The 18,374-nt window shown below is 68.8% G+C and carries 19 protein-coding genes; 8 read left to right on the top strand and 11 right to left on the bottom strand.

From position 1 onward, the window contains the following. Positions 1-17: 17 nt before the first annotated feature. Positions 18-1,229: a YihY family inner membrane protein gene (locus tag G369_RS0119725; RefSeq protein ID WP_019655751.1), complete on the top strand. Its 1,212-nt coding sequence runs from the start codon at positions 18-20 to the stop codon at positions 1,227-1,229. 100 nt (positions 1,230-1,329) lie between these two features. Here the strand turns inward: G369_RS0119725 and G369_RS0119730 are convergent, their stop codons facing one another. Continuing rightward, complete coding sequence (locus G369_RS0119730) at positions 1,330-1,671, bottom strand: Mpo1-like protein (protein WP_019655752.1); 342 nt, start codon at positions 1,669-1,671, stop codon at positions 1,330-1,332. 102 nt (positions 1,672-1,773) lie between these two features. On the opposite strand from G369_RS0119730, the gene G369_RS0119735 reads away from it, so the two are divergent. Both G369_RS0119735 and G369_RS0119740 read left to right on the top strand, forming a co-directional pair. Next, positions 1,774-2,166: a thioredoxin family protein gene (locus G369_RS0119735; protein WP_019655753.1), complete on the top strand. Its 393-nt coding sequence runs from the start codon at positions 1,774-1,776 to the stop codon at positions 2,164-2,166. Between the two features lie 18 nt (positions 2,167-2,184). Then, positions 2,185-2,847: an NAD-dependent epimerase/dehydratase family protein gene (locus tag G369_RS0119740; RefSeq protein ID WP_019655754.1), complete on the top strand. Its 663-nt coding sequence runs from the start codon at positions 2,185-2,187 to the stop codon at positions 2,845-2,847. Here G369_RS0119740 and G369_RS0119745 read toward each other — a convergent pair. Then, entirely contained in the window at positions 2,831-3,799 is a 969-nt protein-coding gene (locus tag G369_RS0119745; protein WP_019655755.1) for a LysR family transcriptional regulator, read from the bottom strand. The genes G369_RS0119740 and G369_RS0119745 overlap by 17 nt on opposite strands. A 127-nt stretch (positions 3,800-3,926) precedes the next feature. On the opposite strand from G369_RS0119745, the gene G369_RS0119750 reads away from it, so the two are divergent. Beyond that, the gene (locus G369_RS0119750) at positions 3,927-5,354 is read left to right on the top strand and encodes a M20 family metallopeptidase (protein WP_019655756.1); all 1,428 of its coding nucleotides are present in this window, start codon (positions 3,927-3,929) and stop codon (positions 5,352-5,354) included. An 8-nt stretch (positions 5,355-5,362) separates the two neighbouring features. Next, on the top strand, positions 5,363-6,352 hold the full coding sequence (locus G369_RS0119755; RefSeq protein ID WP_019655757.1) for a Bug family tripartite tricarboxylate transporter substrate binding protein: 990 nt from the start codon (positions 5,363-5,365) through the stop codon (positions 6,350-6,352). A 3-nt stretch (positions 6,353-6,355) separates the two neighbouring features. Here G369_RS0119755 and G369_RS0119760 read toward each other — a convergent pair whose 3' ends face one another. Together G369_RS0119760 and G369_RS0119765 are read right to left on the bottom strand one after the other, a co-directional pair. After that, a complete protein-coding gene (locus G369_RS0119760) occupies positions 6,356-7,162 on the bottom strand; it encodes an alpha/beta fold hydrolase (protein WP_019655758.1) in 807 nt (268 codons plus the stop codon). A 1-nt stretch (position 7,163) separates the two neighbouring features. After that, entirely contained in the window at positions 7,164-8,474 is a 1,311-nt protein-coding gene (locus G369_RS0119765) for an O-acetylhomoserine aminocarboxypropyltransferase (protein WP_019655759.1), read from the bottom strand. A 167-nt stretch (positions 8,475-8,641) separates the two neighbouring features. On the opposite strand from G369_RS0119765, the gene G369_RS0119770 reads away from it, so the two are divergent. Beyond that, positions 8,642-9,094 carry a CBS domain-containing protein gene (locus G369_RS0119770; protein ID WP_019655760.1) on the top strand — a complete coding sequence of 151 codons (453 nt, stop codon included), beginning with the start codon at positions 8,642-8,644 and terminating at the stop codon, positions 9,092-9,094. Positions 9,095-9,127: 33 nt separating this feature from the next. On the opposite strand, the gene G369_RS0119775 is transcribed toward G369_RS0119770, so the two are convergent. From G369_RS0119775 to add, 3 genes are read right to left on the bottom strand one after another with little or no spacing between them, the layout of a single operon-like run. Next, a complete protein-coding gene (locus G369_RS0119775) occupies positions 9,128-10,219 on the bottom strand; it encodes a nucleoside hydrolase (protein ID WP_026346508.1) in 1,092 nt (363 codons plus the stop codon). A 4-nt stretch (positions 10,220-10,223) separates the two neighbouring features. Continuing rightward, positions 10,224-11,204, bottom strand: coding sequence for a Bug family tripartite tricarboxylate transporter substrate binding protein (locus G369_RS0119780; RefSeq protein WP_020723177.1), 981 nt, complete (start codon positions 11,202-11,204; stop codon positions 10,224-10,226). Positions 11,205-11,212: 8 nt separating this feature from the next. Further along, positions 11,213-12,322 carry an adenosine deaminase gene (add, locus tag G369_RS0119785; protein WP_019655763.1) on the bottom strand — a complete coding sequence of 370 codons (1,110 nt, stop codon included), beginning with the start codon at positions 12,320-12,322 and terminating at the stop codon, positions 11,213-11,215. A gap of 87 nt (positions 12,323-12,409) precedes the next feature. Here add and G369_RS0119790 point away from each other — a divergent pair, with 87 nt between their 5' ends. Further along, entirely contained in the window at positions 12,410-13,366 is a 957-nt protein-coding gene (locus G369_RS0119790) for a LysR family transcriptional regulator (protein WP_019655764.1), read from the top strand. A 4-nt stretch (positions 13,367-13,370) separates the two neighbouring features. Here the strand turns inward: G369_RS0119790 and G369_RS0119795 are convergent, their stop codons facing one another. The 4 genes from G369_RS0119795 to G369_RS0119810 all read right to left on the bottom strand — a co-directional run bounded on the left by G369_RS0119795 (position 13,371) and on the right by G369_RS0119810 (position 17,620). Next, positions 13,371-14,468, bottom strand: a complete 1,098-nt coding sequence (locus G369_RS0119795; RefSeq protein ID WP_019655765.1) for an IS630 family transposase — start codon at positions 14,466-14,468, stop codon at positions 13,371-13,373. 65 nt (positions 14,469-14,533) lie between these two features. Beyond that, positions 14,534-15,169 carry a hypothetical protein gene (locus G369_RS0119800; RefSeq protein ID WP_019655766.1) on the bottom strand — a complete coding sequence of 212 codons (636 nt, stop codon included), beginning with the start codon at positions 15,167-15,169 and terminating at the stop codon, positions 14,534-14,536. Beyond that, on the bottom strand, positions 15,166-16,050 hold the full coding sequence (locus G369_RS0119805) for a universal stress protein (RefSeq protein WP_019655767.1): 885 nt from the start codon (positions 16,048-16,050) through the stop codon (positions 15,166-15,168). Before G369_RS0119805 ends, G369_RS0119800 begins: the two co-directional genes overlap by 4 nt. Positions 16,051-16,399: 349 nt before the next feature. Further along, positions 16,400-17,620 carry a polyhydroxyalkanoate depolymerase gene (locus G369_RS0119810; protein WP_019655768.1) on the bottom strand — a complete coding sequence of 407 codons (1,221 nt, stop codon included), beginning with the start codon at positions 17,618-17,620 and terminating at the stop codon, positions 16,400-16,402. Positions 17,621-17,710: 90 nt separating this feature from the next. Here G369_RS0119810 and G369_RS0119815 point away from each other — a divergent pair, with 90 nt between their 5' ends. Then, a complete protein-coding gene (locus G369_RS0119815; protein ID WP_026346511.1) occupies positions 17,711-18,367 on the top strand; it encodes a glutathione S-transferase in 657 nt (218 codons plus the stop codon). Positions 18,368-18,374 lie beyond the last annotated feature (7 nt).

An 18,374-nucleotide genomic window follows, 5' to 3' on the forward strand; every position in this document is an offset into this window, starting at 1 on the left:
GGGAGAGTTCAACTCCTATGATACCGGCCATGAATCGACGGCAGCTCTGGAGGGATCTTTCGCGCTTTCCGTGGCGCAACACCGCAGCGGTGCTCGGCGAGCGCTTCCGCGAGGACCGGCTCGGCCTCACGGCCAGCAGCCTGACCTTCACCACCACCATCGCGATGGTGCCCTTCTTCACGGTGGCGCTGGCTCTCTTCACCGTGTTCCCGATGTTCGCGAAGATGCAGGGCCGCCTGCAGCGCTGGCTCATCGAGAGCCTTATCCCGGACAACATCGCGCGGCAGGTGCTGGGCTACCTGAACCAGTTCGCGAGCAAGGCCAGCGGGCTCGGCATCGCGGGCCTGATCGTGCTGCTGATCACCGCCATCGCGCTGATCCTCACCATCGACAAGACGCTCAACAACATCTGGCGCGTGCGCTCGCCGCGGCCGTTCGCGCAGCGGGTGCTGATCTACTGGGCGGCCATCACGCTGGGGCCGATCATCCTCGCGGTGAGCCTTTCCACCACTTCGTACGTGGTCGCGGCCACCAGCGACGTGGTGGGACGCGGCATGGTGAAGCTGTTCTTCGACACCTTCGAGTTCTTGCTGCTCGCGGTCGGCATGGCCTCGCTCTACCACTACGTGCCCAACACCAACGTGCGCTGGTCGCATGCATGGGCCGGAGGCATCTTCGTGGCGGCGGCCATCGAGATCGCCAAGCGCGTGCTGGGCTACTACCTGAGCCTCGTGCCGACCTACTCGGTGCTGTACGGCGCCTTCGCCACGGTGCCGATCCTGCTTGTGTGGATCTACGTGGCCTGGGTGATCGTGCTGCTCGGCGCGGTCATCGCGGCCTACCTGCCCAGCCTGCTGACGGGCGTCGCGCGGCGCGGCGGCACTGCCGGCTGGCCCATGCAGTTGGCCATGGAGACGCTGCAGCACCTGGCCCGTGCGCAGGCCACGCCGGCCAAGGGCATGGGCGCGACCGAGCTGGTGACGCGCATGCGCGTCGATGCGCTGCAGCTCGCGCCGGTGCTCGAGACGCTGGTGGCGCTCGACTGGATCGCGCCGCTGGCGGAAGAGCCCGCCAACGAGGACCCGCGCTACGTGCTGCTCGCCGACCCCTCGACGCCCATCGAGCCGCTGCTGAAGGAACTGCTGATGCCGCAGGCCGAGCCGCTCGAGGACCTCTGGCAGAAGGGTCCGCTGCGCTCCCTGCGGCTGGGCGACGTGCTGTTGATTTGATGGGATTGTTCCAGGAACACCGCGGAACCGGCTCCGCCGGGCCGCCGGTGTTGCCCCCTGCAAGGGGAGGACGACCACGCGAAGTGGGCAAGCCTGGGGGTTAGTTGATTCTTACGCGCCCCAGCCAGATGTCCCGGTACATCGCCCAGTCGCCCATGAATGAATAGAGCGGCCGCTTGAACGATGCCGGCTTGTTCTTCTCGAAGCCGAAGTGCCCGACCCAGGCGAAGCCGTATCCAGCCAAGAGGCCTGCCAGCAGCCACCACGGATTGAGCGTGGCTACCAGCGCCACCAGGCACAGCAGCGAGATGGTCGAGCCGGCGAAGTGCAGCCGCCGGCAGGTGAGGTTGGCATGCTCGGTCAGGTAGAAGGGATAGAACTCCGCGAAGCTCTTGAACTGGCGCGGATCGACGGCAGATGCGGGGGCGGTCGTGGTGTTCATCGTGCGAGTCTCCTGTACCCTTCGGGAGGGCTTTGTCCATAATAGCCACGACCTCCCGGCCGCGCCAACCGGCCTTCCGATCACACCACCGACGCATCAGCCTTGAGCGCTATTCCAAGCCTTCCGAGCACCCCCGAGTCCGCCGGTCCGGCCGGCGATGCGCCCTGGGTCGTCTGCCTCTGCGCCGAATGGTGCGGCACCTGCCGCGATTACCGGCCGCTGCTCCAGGAAGTGGCACGGGCGCATCCGCAGTTCCGCTTCGCCTGGGTCGACATCGAGGACCATGCCGACATCGCCGATGCCTTCGACGTCGAGACCTTCCCGACCCTGCTGGTCGCCGGTTCCGATGGCACGCGTTTCCTGGGTCCGCTGCTGCCGCATGCCGAGACGCTCTCGCGCATGCTCTCGGCGCTGCAGGCGCCGCAGCCCTCCAGCCTCGACGTCGACCTGCTGCTGGCCGTGCTGAACAAGAAGCCCGCAGTCTTCGCGGTCTGACCGGCTGGAGCCTTTCCCATGAAAGTCCTAATCTTCGGCGCCACCGGCATGGTGGGGCAGGGCGTGCTGCGTGAATGCCTGCTGGCGCCCGACGTGGAAAGCGTCGTCGCAATCGGCCGCAACCCCACGGGGCAGCAGCACCCGAAGCTGCGCGACCTGGTCCACAGGAACATGTACGACTACGGCGACGTCGAATCGCAGCTGCAGGGTTTCGATGCCTGCTTCTTCTGCCTCGGCGTGTCCTCGGTGGGCATGAAGGAGCCCGAGTACAGGCACATCACCTACGACCTGACGCTGGCCGCCGCCACCGTGCTCGCTCGGCTCAACCCGGGCATGACCTTCACCTACGTGACGGGCGCGGGCACCGACAGCAGCGAGCGCGGCAGCAGCATGTGGGCGCGCGTGAAGGGCGCGACCGAGAACGCGCTGCTGCGCCTGCCGTTCAAGGCGGCCTACATGTTCCGTCCCGGCATGATCCAGCCGCTGCACGGCATCCGCTCGAAGACGCCGGTGTACGACGCGGCCATCGTCGTGCTCAAGCCCGTGCTCGGGCTGGCCTTCCGGCTTTGGCCGAACCGGGTGACGACGACCGAGAAGGTGGGACGCGCGATGCTGGCGGTGGCGCGCAACGGTGCGTCGAAGCCGATCCTCGACCCCGCCGACATCAACGCCCTGGGCTGATCTCCTTCTTCGTTGCGCCGGAAGCCTGCGCGCGCCCCAGCTTGCGGCGCCCCGCGCTGGCGATGGCCGCGACCAGGTGCCGCACGAAGTCCTGCGCCAGCGGCGGCAGCGTGCGGCCTTCGAGCGCCAGCACCTGCAATTGCCGCTGCTGCAGCGGCGCCTCTGCAAAAGGCCGCGCCACCACCGTGCCGTCGTCGATCAGGTGCATCACCGTGACCAGGCCCGAGAGCATCACATCGGGCGTGCGCAGCAGCGGCAGCAGCACCGAGGAGAAATTGCTCACGAAGAGCGCGCGGTACTGCAGCCCCTGCAGGCTGCAGGCCTGGTCGAAGAGCTGGCGGGCGGTCACGCCCTTGTCGCCCACGGCCAGCGGATAGCGCACCGCGTCGGCCACCGACACCACGCGCTGGCGTGCCAGCGGATGGTCGGGCCGCAGCACTGCGTACACCGGCGCGGTGGCCGAGTGCTCGATCTTCAGGCCGGGCTCGGGCGCGACCACGTACTTGAGCGCGATGTCGGTCTCGCCGCGCGCCAGCAGAGAGCTCACGCCGTCGGGCGAGCCCACGTGCAGCTCCAGCTGGCAGCCCGGGTTGGCCGACTCGAAGCTGCGCATCACCAGCGGCATGAAGTGCCCCGCGAAGCCTTCGGTGCAGGCCATGCGGATGCGCCGCGCGCTCTGGCCGCCGAGGTCGCGCACCTGCTCTATCACCTGCTCGATGTCGATCTGCGCATTGCGCAGGTGCGCCGCCAGCCGCTCGCCGGCCGCCGTGAGCGCCATGCCCCGCGCATGTCGTTCGAAGAGCGGCGTGCCCAGGCTGTCCTCCAGCTTGGCGATCTGCCGGCTCACCGCCGACGAGGCCACGAAGAGGCGGGCGGCCGCCTGGTTGACCGAGCCGCTGCGCGCCACTTCGAGGAAGTGCCGCATCGGGATGCTGAGGAGCGGGAGCGTCATGGCAGGGGTGGAAGTGGCCGAAGTATTGCCTTCAAGGCAATGGTAGCTTGCCAAAACGATGCTGGAAGCATCGGCCTTCAGGCCTTGTACTTGCTGTCCCGATGGACCGAAAGACAAGGAACCCTTCATGCAACGCAAGGACAGCCTCGCCGCCGCAGCAGCCTACTTCGACAAGGGCGGCTTCTTCGCCGACCTCCAGCGCCGCGTCGCCTTCCGCACCGAAAGCGACACTGGCGCCGCCACGCCTGCGCTCGAGGCCTACCTGCGCGAGGAGATGATTCCGCCGCTCGCCGCACTCGGCTTCGCCTGCGAGGTGGTCGCCAACCCGGTGCCCGGCGGCGGGCCCTTCCTCATCGCGCGCCGCATCGAGGACCCGTCCCTGCCCACCGTGATGACCTACGGGCACGGCGACGTGGTCAGCGGGCAGGACGCGCACTGGGAAGAGGGCCTCGCCCCCTGGGCGCTGACGGCACGCGGCGAGCGCTGGTACGGGCGCGGCACGGCCGACAACAAGGGCCAGCACAGCATCAACATCGGCGGCCTGGCGGCAGCGCTGGAGGCCCGCGGCGGCAGGCTCGGCTACAACGTGACCTGGCTCGTCGAGATGGGCGAGGAGGCCGCCTCGCCCGGCCTGCACGCAGTGTGCGCGCAGCAGCGCGACAAGCTGCGCGCCGACCTGTTCATCGCCAGCGACGGCCCGCGCGTGAGCGCGGCGCGGCCGACGCTGTTCCTAGGCTCCCGCGGCGCGGTCAATTTCAGCCTGCGCCTGCGCGCCCGGCCGCGCGGCTATCACTCGGGCAACTGGGGCGGTGTGCTGGTCAATCCGGGCACCGTCGTCAGCCATGCGGTGGCTTCGCTGGTGGATGCGCGCGGACGCATCCTCGTCGAGGCGCTTCGCCCGCCGCCGGTCACACAGGCGGTGCGCGATGCGCTGGCCAGCATCGCCATCGGCGGCGGCGCGGACGATCCCGAGGTCGACGAAGGCTGGGGCGAGCCCGGCCTGAGCCCGGCGGAGCGGCTGGTGGCCTGGAACAACATCGAGGTGCTGGCGCTCGGCGCAGGCTCGCCGCAGCGGCCCGTCAACGCGATTCCCTCGGAGGCCGTGGCGCACTGCCAGCTGCGCTTCGTGGTCGGCACGCCCTGGCAGGACCTGCAGAAGATCGTGCGCGCGCACCTCGATGCGCACGGCTTCGGCCAGGTCGAGGTGGAGGTCACGCTGACCGGCGCCGCGACACGGCTCGACGTGGAGAACCCCTGGGTGGGCTGGGCGCGTCGTTCCATCGAGGAAAGCAGCGGCCAGCGCCTGGACCTGCTGCCCAACCTCGCCGGTTCGCTGCCGAACGACGTGTTCGCCGACCAGCTCGGGCTGCCCACGCTGTGGGTGCCGCATTCGTACCCGGCCTGCTCGCAGCACGCGCCCAACGAACACCTGCTCGCGCCGCTGGCGCGCGAGGGCCTGCAGATCATGGCCGGCCTCTACTGGGACCTGGGCGAGCCGGGCCTCGCGCCTTGGGCCGCCGGCCGGCTTGCGCAATCCGCTTCCGCTCTCTCCTGACACGCACCATGGACATCGCCATCTCCCGTCGCCGCTTCGGCCTGCTTCTTTCCGCTTGCGCCGTGCCGGGCGCTCATTCGCCCGTCTTCGCCCAGGGGGCCTGGCCCGAACGTCCGATCAAGCTCGTCGTGCCTTTCCCGCCGGGCGGCGGCACCGACCTGGTTGCGCGGGCGATGGGGCAGACGCTGTCGGAGCAGCTCGGCCAGCCCGTCGTGATCGACAACAAGCCCGGCGCCTCCACCATCATCGGCACTGACGCGGTCGCCAAGGCCGCACCCGATGGCTACACGCTGCTGCTGTCGGGCTCGACCAGCTTCAGCGTGAACCCGGCCCTGCGCGCCAGGCTGCCCTACGACACGGTGCGCGACCTCGCGCCCATCGCCATCGTGGCGCGCACGCCCCTGGTGCTGGTGGTGGGCAAGGGCCAGCCCTGGCAGTCGCTGCCCGAACTCGTCGCGGCGGCCAAGGCGAGGCCGAAGAGCATCCGATACGCCACCTTCGGTTCCGGCTCGGGGCCCCACCTGTCGGGCGAGCTGTTCGCGCTGGCCGCGGGCATCCAGCTGCAGGACATTCCGTACAAGGGCAGCAGCCAGAGCGCGCTGGCGGTGATCGGCGGCGAGGTCGAGATCGCCATCGACACCGTGGCGGCGGTGGCGCCGCACGTGCGCGCAGGCAAGCTGCGCGCGCTGGGCATCGTGGGCGCGACGCGCTCCAGCATGCTGCCGGAGGTGCGCACGCTGGCCGAACAGGGCCTGCCCGAGGCCACTTTCGACGCCTGGTACGGCTTCGCCGCCCCGGCGCGCACGCCGGCTCCGGTTGTCGACAAGCTCGCCCGCACCGTCGTCGCGACCATGGGCCACCCGGCGCTGCAGGCCCAACTGCGCGCGCAGGGCATGGAGCCGGTGGCCATCGGCGCGGCGGCGTTCCGCGCGCAGATGGAAGGCGAGATCTCGCGCTACCGCGCGCTCGCCCACCGGGCTGGCATCGCGGCGGAGTAGGGCTCAGGCGTTCAGGAAGTCGCGCAGCGCGAACAGCACCTCGTCGGGCGCCTCGTTCATCAGCGAGTGGCCCGCGCGAACCGTCACCACCTTCGCGTTGCGCGCCTTGCCCACCAGCGCCTTGGTGGCGCGCGGCGGCGTCATCTGGTCGGCATCGCCGAGCAGGAAGAGCACCGGGCACTGCACCTTCTCGATGGCCGCCTCGCCGTTCGCGTAGTCGTTGCAGGCCTTGAAGCCGATGTGGAACACATTCGCCTCGCGGTTGCTCGCGAGCACGCGGCGCATCAGCGCGCGCGAGCTGCCGTAGAGCCAGGTGCCGGGGCCGAGCGAGGAGGGCGGCGGTGCCAGCAGCGAGTGCGAGAAGGTGTTGACCATGGCGATGGCGCGCTGCGGGTCGCTCACCGAGCTTTCGAGCAGCGCGGGCGACACCGCCATCGGATAGGCCGTGCCGACCATCGCAAGCTGCGTGATGCGCTCCGGCGCGCGCGACGCCGCTTCCAGTGCGATCAGCGAGCCGAAGCTGTGGCCGACCAGCGCTGCCTTCTGCACGCCCGCCGCGTCGAGCAGCGCGATCACGAACTGCGCCGCCTCTTCCACGCTGGCCGGCGGCGGGCCCTCGCTCTTGCAGTGGCCGGGCAGGTCGACCGCGAGCACGTTCCAGCCGTGGTTGGCGAACCAGCGGCTCTGCAGGATCCACACGCTGTGGTCGTTGAGCACGCCGTGGATGAAGACGACCGTGGGCTTGGCCGCATCGAAGGGCTTGCCGCCGGTGTAGCAGTAGGTGGCGTGGCCGTTGACGGTGTAGTTCATCTCAGGCACCCGCCTTTTCCGCGGCCTTCAGGGCGCGCTTGAGGTCGTCGATCAGGTCGGCCGGGTCTTCCAGGCCGATCGAGAGGCGGATCGTGCCCTGAGAGATGCCCGCACCGGCCAGCGCCTCGTCGGTCATGCGGAAGTGCGTGGTGCTCGCGGGGTGGATCACCAGGCTGCGGCAGTCGCCCACGTTGGCCAGGTGGCTGAAGAGCTTCAGCGCCTCGATGAAGGCCTTGCCCTGGGCGCGGCTGCCGTTGATGTCGAAGCTGAATACGGCTCCGGCGCCGCGCGCGCCGTGGCGCAGCAGCTTCTGCGCGAGCGCGTGGCTCGGGTGCGATTCGATCAGCGGATGTCCCACGCGCGACACGAAGGGGTGGCTCGCGAGGAACTCGACCACCTTCTGCGTGCTGTCGATGTGACGCTCCATGCGCAGCGGCAGCGTCTCGATGCCCTGCAGGATCAGCCATGCCGTGTGCGGGCTCATCGAGGCGCCGAAGTCGCGCAGCCCCTCGCGGCGGGCGCGCAGCAGGAAGGCGCCGACGGTGCTTTCCTCGCTGAACACCATGTTGTGGAAGCCGTCGTAGGCCTGGGTCAGCTCGGCGAACTTGCCTGATTTCTCCCAGTCGAAGCTGCCGCCGTCGACCACCACGCCGCCGATGACGGTACCGTGGCCCGAGAGGAACTTGGTGGCCGAGTGGTAGACCAGGTCGGCGCCCCAGTCGAAGGGCTTGATCAGGTAGGGCGAGGTGAGCGTGGAATCGACCAGCAGCGGCACGCCCGCCTCGTGGGCGATGTCGGCCACGGCCGGGATGTCGAGCACGTCGAGCCCGGGGTTGCCCACCGTCTCGCCGAAGAAGAGCTTGGTCTCGGGGCGTACCGCGGCGCGCCAGCCGTCGAGGTCGCCGGGCTTGACGAAGGTGGTCTCGATGCCGAAGCGGCGCATCGTGTAGTGCAGCAGGTTCTGCGAGCCGCCGTACAGGGCCGTGCTGGCCACGATGTGCGAGCCCGCGCCCATCAGCGTGGCCACCGACAGGTGCAGCGCCGCCTGCCCGCTGGCGGTGGCAATAGCGCCGATGCCGCCCTCGAGCGCCGACACGCGCTGCTCCAGCACCGCGTTGGTCGGGTTGCTGATGCGCGAGTACACGTGGCCGGCGCGCTCCAGGTTGAACAGGGCGGCCGCGTGGTCGCTGGATTCGAAGACGAAGGAGGTGGTCAGGTGGATCGGCACCGCCCGCGCGCCGGTGGCGGGGTCTGGCGCGGCGCCGGCGTGCAGCGCGAGGGTGTCGAAACCGGGGTCGGAATATCCGGGCATGAGGGCCTTTCTCGTGTCTGAGCTGTTGTCTCCTGGCAAAGCCCCGTTACGTCTGCAATTCAGCGTGCGCGACAGGGGCGCTCAGGTCGGCGTCGATTGTGGGCTATATTCAAAAACGGCACGCCCGCCGAGATAGCCGAGATTGAGTCCCCCAGAGGAGCAAAACGATGAAAGTCAGCGACATCCTTCGCGTCAAGGGCAATACGCTCTTCACCATCACGCCAGACGACCTGCTGGCAGAAGCCGCCAAGACGATGGCGGAAAAGGACATCGGTTCGCTGGTGGTCATGGAACACGGCGACCTGGTCGGCATGCTCACCTTCCGCGAGGTGATCGTGACCATCGTCGCCAATGGGGGCCAGGTCGGCACCACGCTCGTGCGCAAGGCCATGGACGACGCCCCCGTCACCTGCACCCTGGAAACCGACCTCGACGAGATCCGCCGCATCATGCTGGAGCGCCACGCGCGCTACATGCCCGTGATGGACAAGCGCATGCTGATGGGCGTGATCAGCTTCTACGACGTGGCCAAGGCCGTGGTGGACAGCCAGAACTTCGAGAACAAGATGCTCAAGGCCTACATCCGCGACTGGCCCGAGGAAGACGAGAAGGCCGGCTGACCCGCCGGCATCCCCTTGCGCGGCAGGCCCTGATCAGGGCAGCCGCGCGATCTGCGCCTGCAGCAGGGCGTAGAAGCCCTCGGTATCGGCCTCGCTGATCCACAGCGCATTGGGCGTGCGGCGGTTGTAGCCGCGAAAGTCGACCACCGTCGCGCCGGTCGTGAACTCCCCCTTCGTCTCCACATCCACGCTCACCTTCGCGCCCTTGAAGAGCTCGGGCTCGAGCAGATAGGCGATCACGCACGGGTCGTAGATCGGCCCGACCGCCACGCCGCGGCGGCGCACGCCGTAGGCCATCATCGAGTCGAAGATGTCCGCCACCACCTTGCCGGCGTTGTTGCGCATGGCGCGGAAGGGCGCGATGCGCTCTGGCGTGAGCAGCACGCGGCGCGCCGCGTCGTGCGACATGGCCGTGACCGGCACGCCGCTGCGGAACACGATCGACGCGGCCTCGGGGTCGGCATACACGTTGAAGGTGGCGGCCGGCGTGATGTTGCCGCCCACGCCCCAGGAGCCGTCCATCACCACGATCTCGGCAATGGCCGGCTTGATGTCGGGCGCCGAGTTGAGCGCGGCCGCGAAGTTGGTGAGCGGCCCCAGGCCCACGAGCGTGATGCTCCTAGGCTGGGCGGCGCGCAGCGTCTCGATGATGTACTGCACCGCATGCTTCGGCTCCAGCGGCCCGCGGGGTTCGTGCAGCGTCGGGCCTTCCATGCCGGTCTTGCCGTGCACGTCGTCGGCGAAGATGGGTTCGCGCACCAGCGGGCGCGGATAGCCGGCGTAGACCGGAATCTCGGGCCGCCCGGCCCAGTCGCGCACGATGCGCGCGTTCTTCTCGGTCACGGCCAGGGGCAGGTTGCCCACGCTCACGGTCAGCGCCCTGATGTCGAGCCGGTCGGTGGCGGCCATGGCCATCAGCAGGGCGATGGCGTCGTCCTGGCCGGGGTCGGTGTCGATGATGACCTGGCGCCTGCCCGTCATCGGGGGCAGCCGGGTGGCCGGGGTGCCGGCGAGTGCCTGCGCCAGTTGGGCGGGGCTCGGGCTCTGGGCCCATGCCATGCCAGCGAGGCCGGCGGCGGATGCGCCCAGCAGCAGGGCGCGGCGGGACAGTAAGGGCCTGGTCACGCGCTCACTCCTTGATGTTGGCGGTCTGCACGATCTTCTGGTTGCGCGCGTACTCGGCCTGCACGAACTTCGCGAAGGCCTCGGGCGTGCCGCTGCCCGGCAGCGCGCCTTGCTCCACGAGCTTGCTGCGCACGCCTTCCTCCTGCAGCACCGCGTTGAGTTCCTGGTTGATCTGCGCGACCACGGCCGGCGGCGTCTTCGCGGGCGCGAAGATGCCGGTCCAGCTCACCATGTCGAAGCCCTTGAGGCCGGGCATTTCGTCGAAGGTCGGCACGTTCGGCAGCGCGGCCAGCCGCTTGCTGCCGGTGATGCCCAGCGCCTTCAGCCGCTTGCCGTTCACGTGCGGAATCGCGCTGGTGCTCACCAGCATCGCCAGGTCGACCTGCTCGCCGATCACGTCGGTGGCGATCTGTGCGCCGCCGCGGTAGGGCACGTGCGTGACGAAGATGCCGCTGCGCTCCTTCAGCAGCTCCATCGCCAGCTGCAACACGGTCCCCACGCCCGAGGTCGCGTAGTTGTACTTGCCGGGCTTGGCCTTGGCCAGCTTCACGAAGTCGGAGAAGGTCTGCGCCTCGAGGCCGGGCCGTGCCACCAGCACCATCGGCGCCGTGTTGAGCATGCCCACCGGCGCCAGGTCCTTCAGCGGATCGAAGCGGAAGGCCGAGGGGTTCACCAGCTTGCCGATGGCGATGGCGCTGTCGGGGCCCGCCACCAGCGTGTAGCCGTCGGGCGCCGCGTTCACCGCCTTCGCCACGCCGATCGCGCCGCCCGCGCCGGCCACGTTCTCGACCACCACCGACTGCTTGAGCCGCTCGCCGAGACGCTGCGCCACGAGGCGCGCGTTCACGTCCACGCTGCCGCCGGCCGTGAAGGGCACGATCAGCGTGATGGGCTTGGCGGCGGGCCATGCCGCCTGTGCGAGGGCGGCGGTGGGAAGGGCGGCGCAGAGCGCAGCGGCAAGGAGCAGGCGGCGGGGCGTGTTCATGGCGTGGGTCATTCGTGGTTGGTGGGGGCGGGTTCGGTGTCGAGCCGGGCGCGCAGCGCGTCGAACTCGGCGCTCCATTGCGTGCGCCACTCGCGGCGCTGCGCTTCGTCGATCCATGCGCCGTCGAGGCCGTTGAGCATGAAGCCGCGCAGGTCGTCCAGGCCGAAGCCGAAGTCGCGCACCATCATCAGCCAGGCCTGCGTGGGCGTGACCTTGTGCAGCGTCGGGTCGTCGGTGTTCGGGTGGATGCGCAGGCCCAGGCCGGGCATGCGGCGGATGGGGTGGTCCAGCGCCCAGCGCTCGGGCGGCAGGGTGCGCAGGTAGTAGGAGTTGGTGGGCACGACGGTGAAGATCACGCCGCGCTCGGCGCACCTGCGCGCGTAGTCGGGCTGGTCGACCACCGTGTAGCCGTGGTCGATGCGGTCGACCTGCAATTCGTCGAGCGCGGTGCGCACGTTGGTCCAGGGCATGCCGAACTCGCCCGCGTGCGCGGTGGTCTTCAGGCCGGCCTTCTTCGCGTCGGCATAGGCCCGGGCGAACATCTCGGGCGGGCGGTCGACCTCGCGGTAGTCGATGCCGATGCCGATCACTTCGTCGCAGCGATGGGCCTTGACCCATTCGACCATCTCCACGGCCGCCTCGGGGCTGGCCTCGCGGTCGATGGCGGCGATGAGGCGGCCGGAGATGCCGAACTCCTGCTTCGCATCCTGGATGGCCCGCACGATGGCGCCCTGCGCGAGCGGGTAGGCGATGCCCGACTCATGCACCGTGCCGGTCGGGTTCCAGAAGAACTCCGCATGGCGCACGTTGTGGGCAGCGGCGTCCTGCAGGTATTCGAGCGTGAGCTGGTAGAGGTCGCCGGCGCTGCGCACCAGCTGGGCATCGAGCGCGCGCAGCACCCGCAGCACACCGACCGGCTTCTCGCCGCGCGTGTAGAAGCCCTCGATCTCGTCGTCGGCCAGCGGAGAGCCGGCGCGGCGGTTGAGCTGCTTGAAGGTCTCGTGGCGCACCGTGCCGAACAGGTGGCAGTGCAGCTCGGCCTTGGGCATCGCATGCAGCATCGCCTCCAGCGTGAGGGGCGCTGCGGAGATGGTGGGCGCGGACGTGGGGCTGATCATGGCGGGCAGTCTAGTAACGCAGTGCCCATAAGGAAAATTTTGAATTTCTATAATTTGATTCACTGAATCAATAACCAGGGATTCGCCATGGCCGCCTTGCCCCTGCGCGCTCTCACGCTGCGCCAGCTGCAGTTCTTCTCGGTGCTGGTGGAAGAAGGCCAGTTCGGCAAAGCCGCGCGGCGGCTGGCCATCACCCAGCCGGCCCTGAGCAACGCCATCAAGCAGATGGAGAAGCTGCTCGGCGCCGAGCTGCTCACCCGGTCCACCCATCGGCTCGAACTCACGCCCGTGGGCGCCGAGGTGCTCGCGCGCACCGACTTCCTGGTCAACACCTTCGAGGTGGCGCTGCGCGACATCGAGAGCACGGTGCAGCGCGGCCGGGCCTATGTGCGCATCGGCGTGATCCCCTCGGCCAGCGCGCGGGTGGCGGCTGCCGCCAGCGAGTTCCTTCAGGACGGCCATCGCGAGGTGGAGCTGTCCTGGCGCGATGCCCCGTCGAACACCCTGCTGGCCGAACTGCGCAGTGGCCAGATCGACATGGCCGTGGCCGCCATCACCGAACCGCCGGGCGGCCTCACTTGCATCGACCTCTTCCGTGACCCGCTCGTGCTGGTGGTGCGGCGCGACCACCCGCTGGCGGCGGCCGGCGATGCGAGCTGGGAGGCCATCGGCAAGGAGCGGCTGGTGCTATTCGAAAGCGGAAGCATGCCGGCGCTGGGAAACCCGGCGCGCGCGCAGTTCGCGCAGGGGCCGCAGCCCTACCGCGTGAGCTACTCCGAGACGCTCTATGCGCTGGTGCGCGGCGGCCAGGCCCTGGGGCTGATGCCGCGCCTGTACACCTCGTCGCTGCGCGACCCCGAGCTGGCCGTGGTGCCGCTGCTGAAGCCGCGCGTCGAGCGCCGCGTGGTGCTGGCCTACCTGCCGGGGCCGATGCGCAACGTAGTGGCGCAGGAGCTCATCGCCTTCCTGCGCGAGCGGCTGCCGCAGGCCGGCGAGGCGACGGTTCGGCGCGTGAGCGGCAAGGGCTCGCGGGCGCGGCGCTGAGGCGCTAGTGTCCTGTCCCGTTTATTCGACGGCAGAGGCGAGATAGTTTTTCGAGGATTGAGTCGGCGGTGGCCGTCCAGGTGAACGGCTTGCAGTTCTCGTTGTACTGGCTGACGAACATGTCGATCTTGTTCGTCAGCTCCTTGACGCTTTTGAACGAACCGCGCCGGATGGCCTTGTCGGTGATCACGGCGAAGAAGCGTTCGACCTGATTGAGCCAGCTCGAATAGGTCGGCACGAAGTGCATGTGCCAGCGTGGCCGCTGCGCGAGCCAGGCGCGCACCTTCGGATGCTTGTGGCTGGCGTAGTTGTCCACGATGCAGTGCACGTCCAGCTCCTGCGGCACGGCCTGGTCGATCTCACGCAGGAAGCTCAGGAACTCCTGGTGCCGATGGCGAGGCTTGCAACTGGCCAGGATTGCGCCGTTGAGCACGTTCAGGGCTGCGAACAGTGTCGTTGTCCCATGGCGAACGTAGTCGTGCGTGACGCCCTCGACGTAGCCCAATCCCATCGGCAGCATGGGCTGCGTGCGCTCCAACGCCTGACACTGGCTTTTCTCATCGACGCATAGCACCAAGGCGTTCTCGGGAGGGTTGAGGTACAGCCCGACCACGTCGCGCAGCTTCTCGATGAACAGCGGATCTGTCGAGAGCTTGAAACTCTCGACGCGGTGCGGCTTGAGCTGAAACGCGTTGAGGTAACGAGCCACCGTGCTCTTGCTGATGCCAGTCTCTGAGGCAAGACCGCGCGTACTCCAGTGCGTCGCCCCATCCGCAGGCTTGGTGTGCAACGTCTTGTTGATCAGCTCGGCAACGCGTTCATCGTCCACCGTGCGCGGCCGCCCGGGGCGCAGCTCGTCGTACAGACCCGTGATCCGATCGCGCGCGTAGCGCCCGCGCCACCTGTTGACCGTATTGCGGTCAAGTCCCAGCCGCTTGGCGACTTCGGTGCTCGCGACGCCGGCGCCTTCGCAGGCCAGCACGATGCGCGCGCGCAGCGACAGCGCCGCAGGCAGCGAGCGCGACCGCGCCATTGACGTCAGCTCGGCACGCTCACTCTCGGTCAGCTCAAGGTTGGTTGTACGGGTATGGGCATTGGCCATCAGGCACCTCCAAGGATGCCTTATCCCAAGCACTTCTTGTGCCTACGAATTAACGGGACAAGACACTAGCCCATCTGCGTCTCGAAGCGGAAGCGCTCCAGCGTCCAGCCTTCGCCGATCAGGAACATGCGGGTGTGCAGCGCATCGAGCGTGGCGCCATCGATCTCGCGGCCCAGATAGTTCAGCTGCTTGCATCGCAGATCGGCGAAGCCGGCCTCGTAGCGGCACGCCAGCCGCTGCCAGAGCGCATGCGCGCCCGGCGATTGCCGTGCGCCGCTCATGAGGCAGATGCCCCGGTCCAGTGCCCAGCGGTAGACGGCGGAAGCCAGCCCGCGCCGCTGCCAGGCCGGGTGGTACTGCGAATGCGGCGCACGGACGTGGCGATCCGCCCTGCGGCTCAGCTCGATCAGACGATTGAACACGGTGTAGCCCACGAGCATGTCGCGGCGCAGGTCCTCGATGTAGACGTACAACTCGCCGTCGGCCTCGCGAAAACGTGCGCGCAGGCCGGGGTCGCCGAGCGCAAGGCCTGGCATTTCCCGAAGGCGGTCGTGCATGGCGCGCATGCGCTCGTGGACGGGCGCGAGCGTGTCCGCGGGGCCTGGCTTGCCCGGGGCCACGTCGATGCGAAGCTCGGCCGGCCTCAAGCGCCAGCCCGGCAGCAGCGTAAGGAAAGGGAATGGCAGTGCCAGCATGGTCATGCCGTGCCCCTTTGCGCGATTGCAGGAGAGTGCCGCGCCTGCGTGCCGTGCGGCACCACGAGCACGTCGCCCGTGGACCATCTCAGCACGCGCAGCGCCACGCTGCCGAGCAGGAAATCCGTCAGCGCCGAGCGCCTGCGCTTGCCGACCACCAGCAGGTCGGCCCCCGTGTACTGCTGCTGCACGGCCGCCTGCCGAGCCGGATCGCCGCGCCCGATCGACGACACCACGCGGTTGCGGCGCGCGTTCGACGCATCCGACAGCCACAGCATGCGTTCGCGCGCCTGGCGGGCGCAGGCGTGGCGGTAGGCGTCTATCGCGTGCGCCGACACGTCGGCATAGCGCAGCTTGCCTTCATGCATGGGCGTGAAGGCATGGAACAGCTCGATATCGGCCTGTTCGTCGAAGTCGCAGGCCAGGTCGACCAGCGAGCGCGATTCCTCGATGAGGTCGACGGCGACGAGGATGCGCGCGTAGCCGCCAGCCTGTGCGTGCAGCCTTGTCACCAGCACGGGCCGCTGCGACGCCCGCAGCAGCCGTTCGGCCGGCTGGCCCCGGAAGAAGGCGCCGAGCGAGCGGTCGGGCTCGTCGCCGATCACCACGAGGTCGCACCAGCGCGCCTCGCGCGCGGCATCGTCGAGCAGTCCTCGCGTGTCGTCGATCTTCTTGACGAGGATGCCGAAGCGCTCGGCCACCTCCAGGCACACGGCGCCAAGGCCGCCTGCCGCATCGGCATTCGCAGGACCCGCGAAGGCCGCGGGGGCGTACATGATCTTCAGCAGCGCGCCGTGCGCCGCCGCGATGGAGGCTGCGCGCACGACAGTGCGCAGGCCGTGCGCCGACAGGTCCGTCACCGCCAGGATCGATTGGATGTTGCTCATCGTCAGTGCTCTTTCCGCATGGCAAGGCCGGCCGCCGTCCGCGGCGAAGCGGCTGGCGACGGGCAAGGGATTCAGCGGGGAAGGCGCGGCGCGCCCGGGCAGGCGCGCTACCGCGCGGGGCTTGGGCCCGGCGGTCGATGAAAGGTGCTGATGAAAGTGGAAGGAGGCTGACCGCCGGGCTCAGAGATCTGCGAGGGTCTGGTGCGACCCCGCGGCGGTCCGCGCAGTGAAGACTGCGCGCGGCGTGCTGCGGATCAAGGGCTGGCGTTGCATGGCGGCCGAGTGTAGGAAGACCGGCGCGCAAGGGCAAACAAAGGCCTCACGGCCCTTGCCAGATTGTTCTTCTCTCTCAGCCGCTCAACTCGGCTGCTGCGTGGATCGTCTCGCGCACGCGCGGATAGATCTGCGCGTTCCACTTGCTGCCGCTGAAAACCCCGTAGTGCCCCACGCCGGCCTGAAGGTGATGCGCCTTCATGTAGGGCCGGATGCCGGTGCAGAGGTCTTGCGCCGCGACGGTCTGGCCCACGGAGCAGATGTCGTCGCGCTCGCCTTCCACGGTGAGCAGCGCGGTGCGGCGGATGGCGGCCGGGTTCACGGTTCGCTCGCCCACGGTGAGTTTGCCCAGTGGCAGGTCGTAGGTCTGGAACACGCGCTCCACCGTCTCCAGGTAGAACTCGGCCGGCAGGTCGTTCACGGCCAGGTACTCGTCGTAGAAGGTGCCGATGGTGCGGGCCTTCTCGATGTCGCCTTCGACCAGGTGGGTGTACATGTCCTCGAACTGCTTCTTGTGCCGCTCGGGGTTCATGCTCATGAAGGCCGACAGCTGCAGGAAGCCGGGGTACACGCGCCGCATCATGCCGGCGTGCGGCCATGGCACGTGGCTGATGAGGTTGCGCCGGAACCAGTCGATGGGGCGGTCGGTCGCGAGCTTGTTCACCGCCGTGGGGTTGATGCGGCAGTCGACCGGGCCCGCCATCAGCGTCAGGCTGCGGGGCGTGGCGGGGTTGCCGTCCTCGGCCATCAGCGCGGTGGCGGCCAGCGCGGCCACGCAGGGCTGGCAGACGGCCACCATGTGCACGCCAGGGCCGACGGCCTCCAGGAAGCGGATGAGCTGCAGCGTGTAGTCGTCCAGCCCGAAGCCGCCGTGCCACAGCGGCACGTCGCGCGCGTTGTGCCAGTCGGTCAGGTAGACGTCGTGGTCGCGCAGCAGAGTGCGCACCGTTTCGCGCAGCAGCGTTGCGAAATGGCCCGACAACGGTGCGGCCAGCAGCACGGGCGGATGCACCGCATCGGTGTCCTTGCGGAAGTGCAGCAGGGTGCCGAAGGGGGAGACGAGGGTTTTCTCCTCGTGCACGGCTACCTCGGTGCCGTCGGACACCACGCTGCGGATGCCGTAGTCGGGCCGGGTGTGGGTCAGCCGCATGCGCGAGAACACCTCGAACTGGGCCGCCATGCGCCGCATCATGGTGCGCTCGGTGCCTTCCTTCCACAGCGCCTTGGCCAGGTACTGCGCCGCGAGCCGTGCCGGGGAGAGCAGGTCGGCTTGGTTCTGGTAGGCCCGGTACAGCATGAACCTCGCGCAGGCAAGTTGCGGGCCAGCCGCATGGCATGGGGCTTGCACGGCAAAGCCAAAGGCGCAACGCCCAAGGAGAGCTCCGAGATGGCCAAACCCGTACTCACCATCAGCAGCAAGAACTACGGCGCCTGGGCGCTGCGCGGCTGGCTGATGTGCAGGCTGGCGGGGCTGGACTTCAGCGAGAAGGTGATTCCGCCCGACGACCCGGCCATGAAGGCCGAGATGCTGCTGCTGTCTTCGTCGATGCTGGTGCCCTCGCTGCAGCACGGCAGCGTGAAGGTGTGGGACACGCTGGCCATCGGCGAATACCTCAACGAGATCAAGCCCAAGGCCGGCCTGCTGCCCGCCGATGTCGCCGCTCGCGCCCATTGCAGGGCCATCTGCGGCGAGATGCATTCGGGCTTCGCCTCGATGCGCGGCGCGCTGCCGATGAACATCAAGGCCCATTTCAAGAACTTCAAGGTGTGGTCGCGCGCGCAGGCCGACATCGACCGCATCGTCGCCATCTGGCGCGAGTGCCTCAAGGCCTATGGCGGCCCCTTTCTCTTCGGCTCCCAGCCCGGCATGGCCGACGCGATGTACGCGCCGGTGGTCACGCGCTTCCTGAGCTACGACGTGGCGCTCGACAGCGTCTGCGCCGCGTACTGCAAGCGGGTGATGGAGCTGCCCGCCATGAAGGAATGGGTGGCGGCCGCGAAGCAGGAACCCGACGAGATCGACGAGCTCGACGCGGAATTCTGAACAGCGC

The organism is Variovorax atrisoli 110B, assembly GCF_000382045.1.
Classification (GTDB): Bacteria; Pseudomonadota; Gammaproteobacteria; order Burkholderiales; family Burkholderiaceae_C; genus Variovorax; species Variovorax atrisoli.

What these genes read in the sequence shown, in the direction of transcription:
- G369_RS0119725 (WP_019655751.1), top strand. Translation starts at nt 18, where the DNA reads ATGATACCGGCCATGAATCGACGGCAGCTCTGGAGGGATCTTTCGCGC.
- G369_RS0119730 (WP_019655752.1), bottom strand. Translation starts at nt 1,671, where the DNA reads ATGAACACCACGACCGCCCCCGCATCTGCCGTCGATCCGCGCCAGTTC.
- G369_RS0119740 (WP_019655754.1), top strand. Translation starts at nt 2,185, where the DNA reads ATGAAAGTCCTAATCTTCGGCGCCACCGGCATGGTGGGGCAGGGCGTG.
- G369_RS0119745 (WP_019655755.1), bottom strand. Translation starts at nt 3,799, where the DNA reads ATGACGCTCCCGCTCCTCAGCATCCCGATGCGGCACTTCCTCGAAGTG.
- G369_RS0119750 (WP_019655756.1), top strand. Translation starts at nt 3,927, where the DNA reads ATGCAACGCAAGGACAGCCTCGCCGCCGCAGCAGCCTACTTCGACAAG.
- G369_RS0119755 (WP_019655757.1), top strand. Translation starts at nt 5,363, where the DNA reads ATGGACATCGCCATCTCCCGTCGCCGCTTCGGCCTGCTTCTTTCCGCT.
- G369_RS0119760 (WP_019655758.1), bottom strand. Translation starts at nt 7,162, where the DNA reads ATGAACTACACCGTCAACGGCCACGCCACCTACTGCTACACCGGCGGC.
- G369_RS0119765 (WP_019655759.1), bottom strand. Translation starts at nt 8,474, where the DNA reads ATGCCCGGATATTCCGACCCCGGTTTCGACACCCTCGCGCTGCACGCC.
- G369_RS0119770 (WP_019655760.1), top strand. Translation starts at nt 8,642, where the DNA reads ATGAAAGTCAGCGACATCCTTCGCGTCAAGGGCAATACGCTCTTCACC.
- G369_RS0119780 (WP_020723177.1), bottom strand. Translation starts at nt 11,204, where the DNA reads ATGAACACGCCCCGCCGCCTGCTCCTTGCCGCTGCGCTCTGCGCCGCC.
- add (WP_019655763.1), bottom strand. Translation starts at nt 12,322, where the DNA reads ATGATCAGCCCCACGTCCGCGCCCACCATCTCCGCAGCGCCCCTCACG.
- G369_RS0119790 (WP_019655764.1), top strand. Translation starts at nt 12,410, where the DNA reads ATGGCCGCCTTGCCCCTGCGCGCTCTCACGCTGCGCCAGCTGCAGTTC.
- G369_RS0119795 (WP_019655765.1), bottom strand. Translation starts at nt 14,468, where the DNA reads ATGGCCAATGCCCATACCCGTACAACCAACCTTGAGCTGACCGAGAGT.
- G369_RS0119800 (WP_019655766.1), bottom strand. Translation starts at nt 15,169, where the DNA reads ATGACCATGCTGGCACTGCCATTCCCTTTCCTTACGCTGCTGCCGGGC.
- G369_RS0119805 (WP_019655767.1), bottom strand. Translation starts at nt 16,050, where the DNA reads ATGAGCAACATCCAATCGATCCTGGCGGTGACGGACCTGTCGGCGCAC.
- G369_RS0119810 (WP_019655768.1), bottom strand. Translation starts at nt 17,620, where the DNA reads ATGCTGTACCGGGCCTACCAGAACCAAGCCGACCTGCTCTCCCCGGCA.
- G369_RS0119815 (WP_026346511.1), top strand. Translation starts at nt 17,711, where the DNA reads ATGGCCAAACCCGTACTCACCATCAGCAGCAAGAACTACGGCGCCTGG.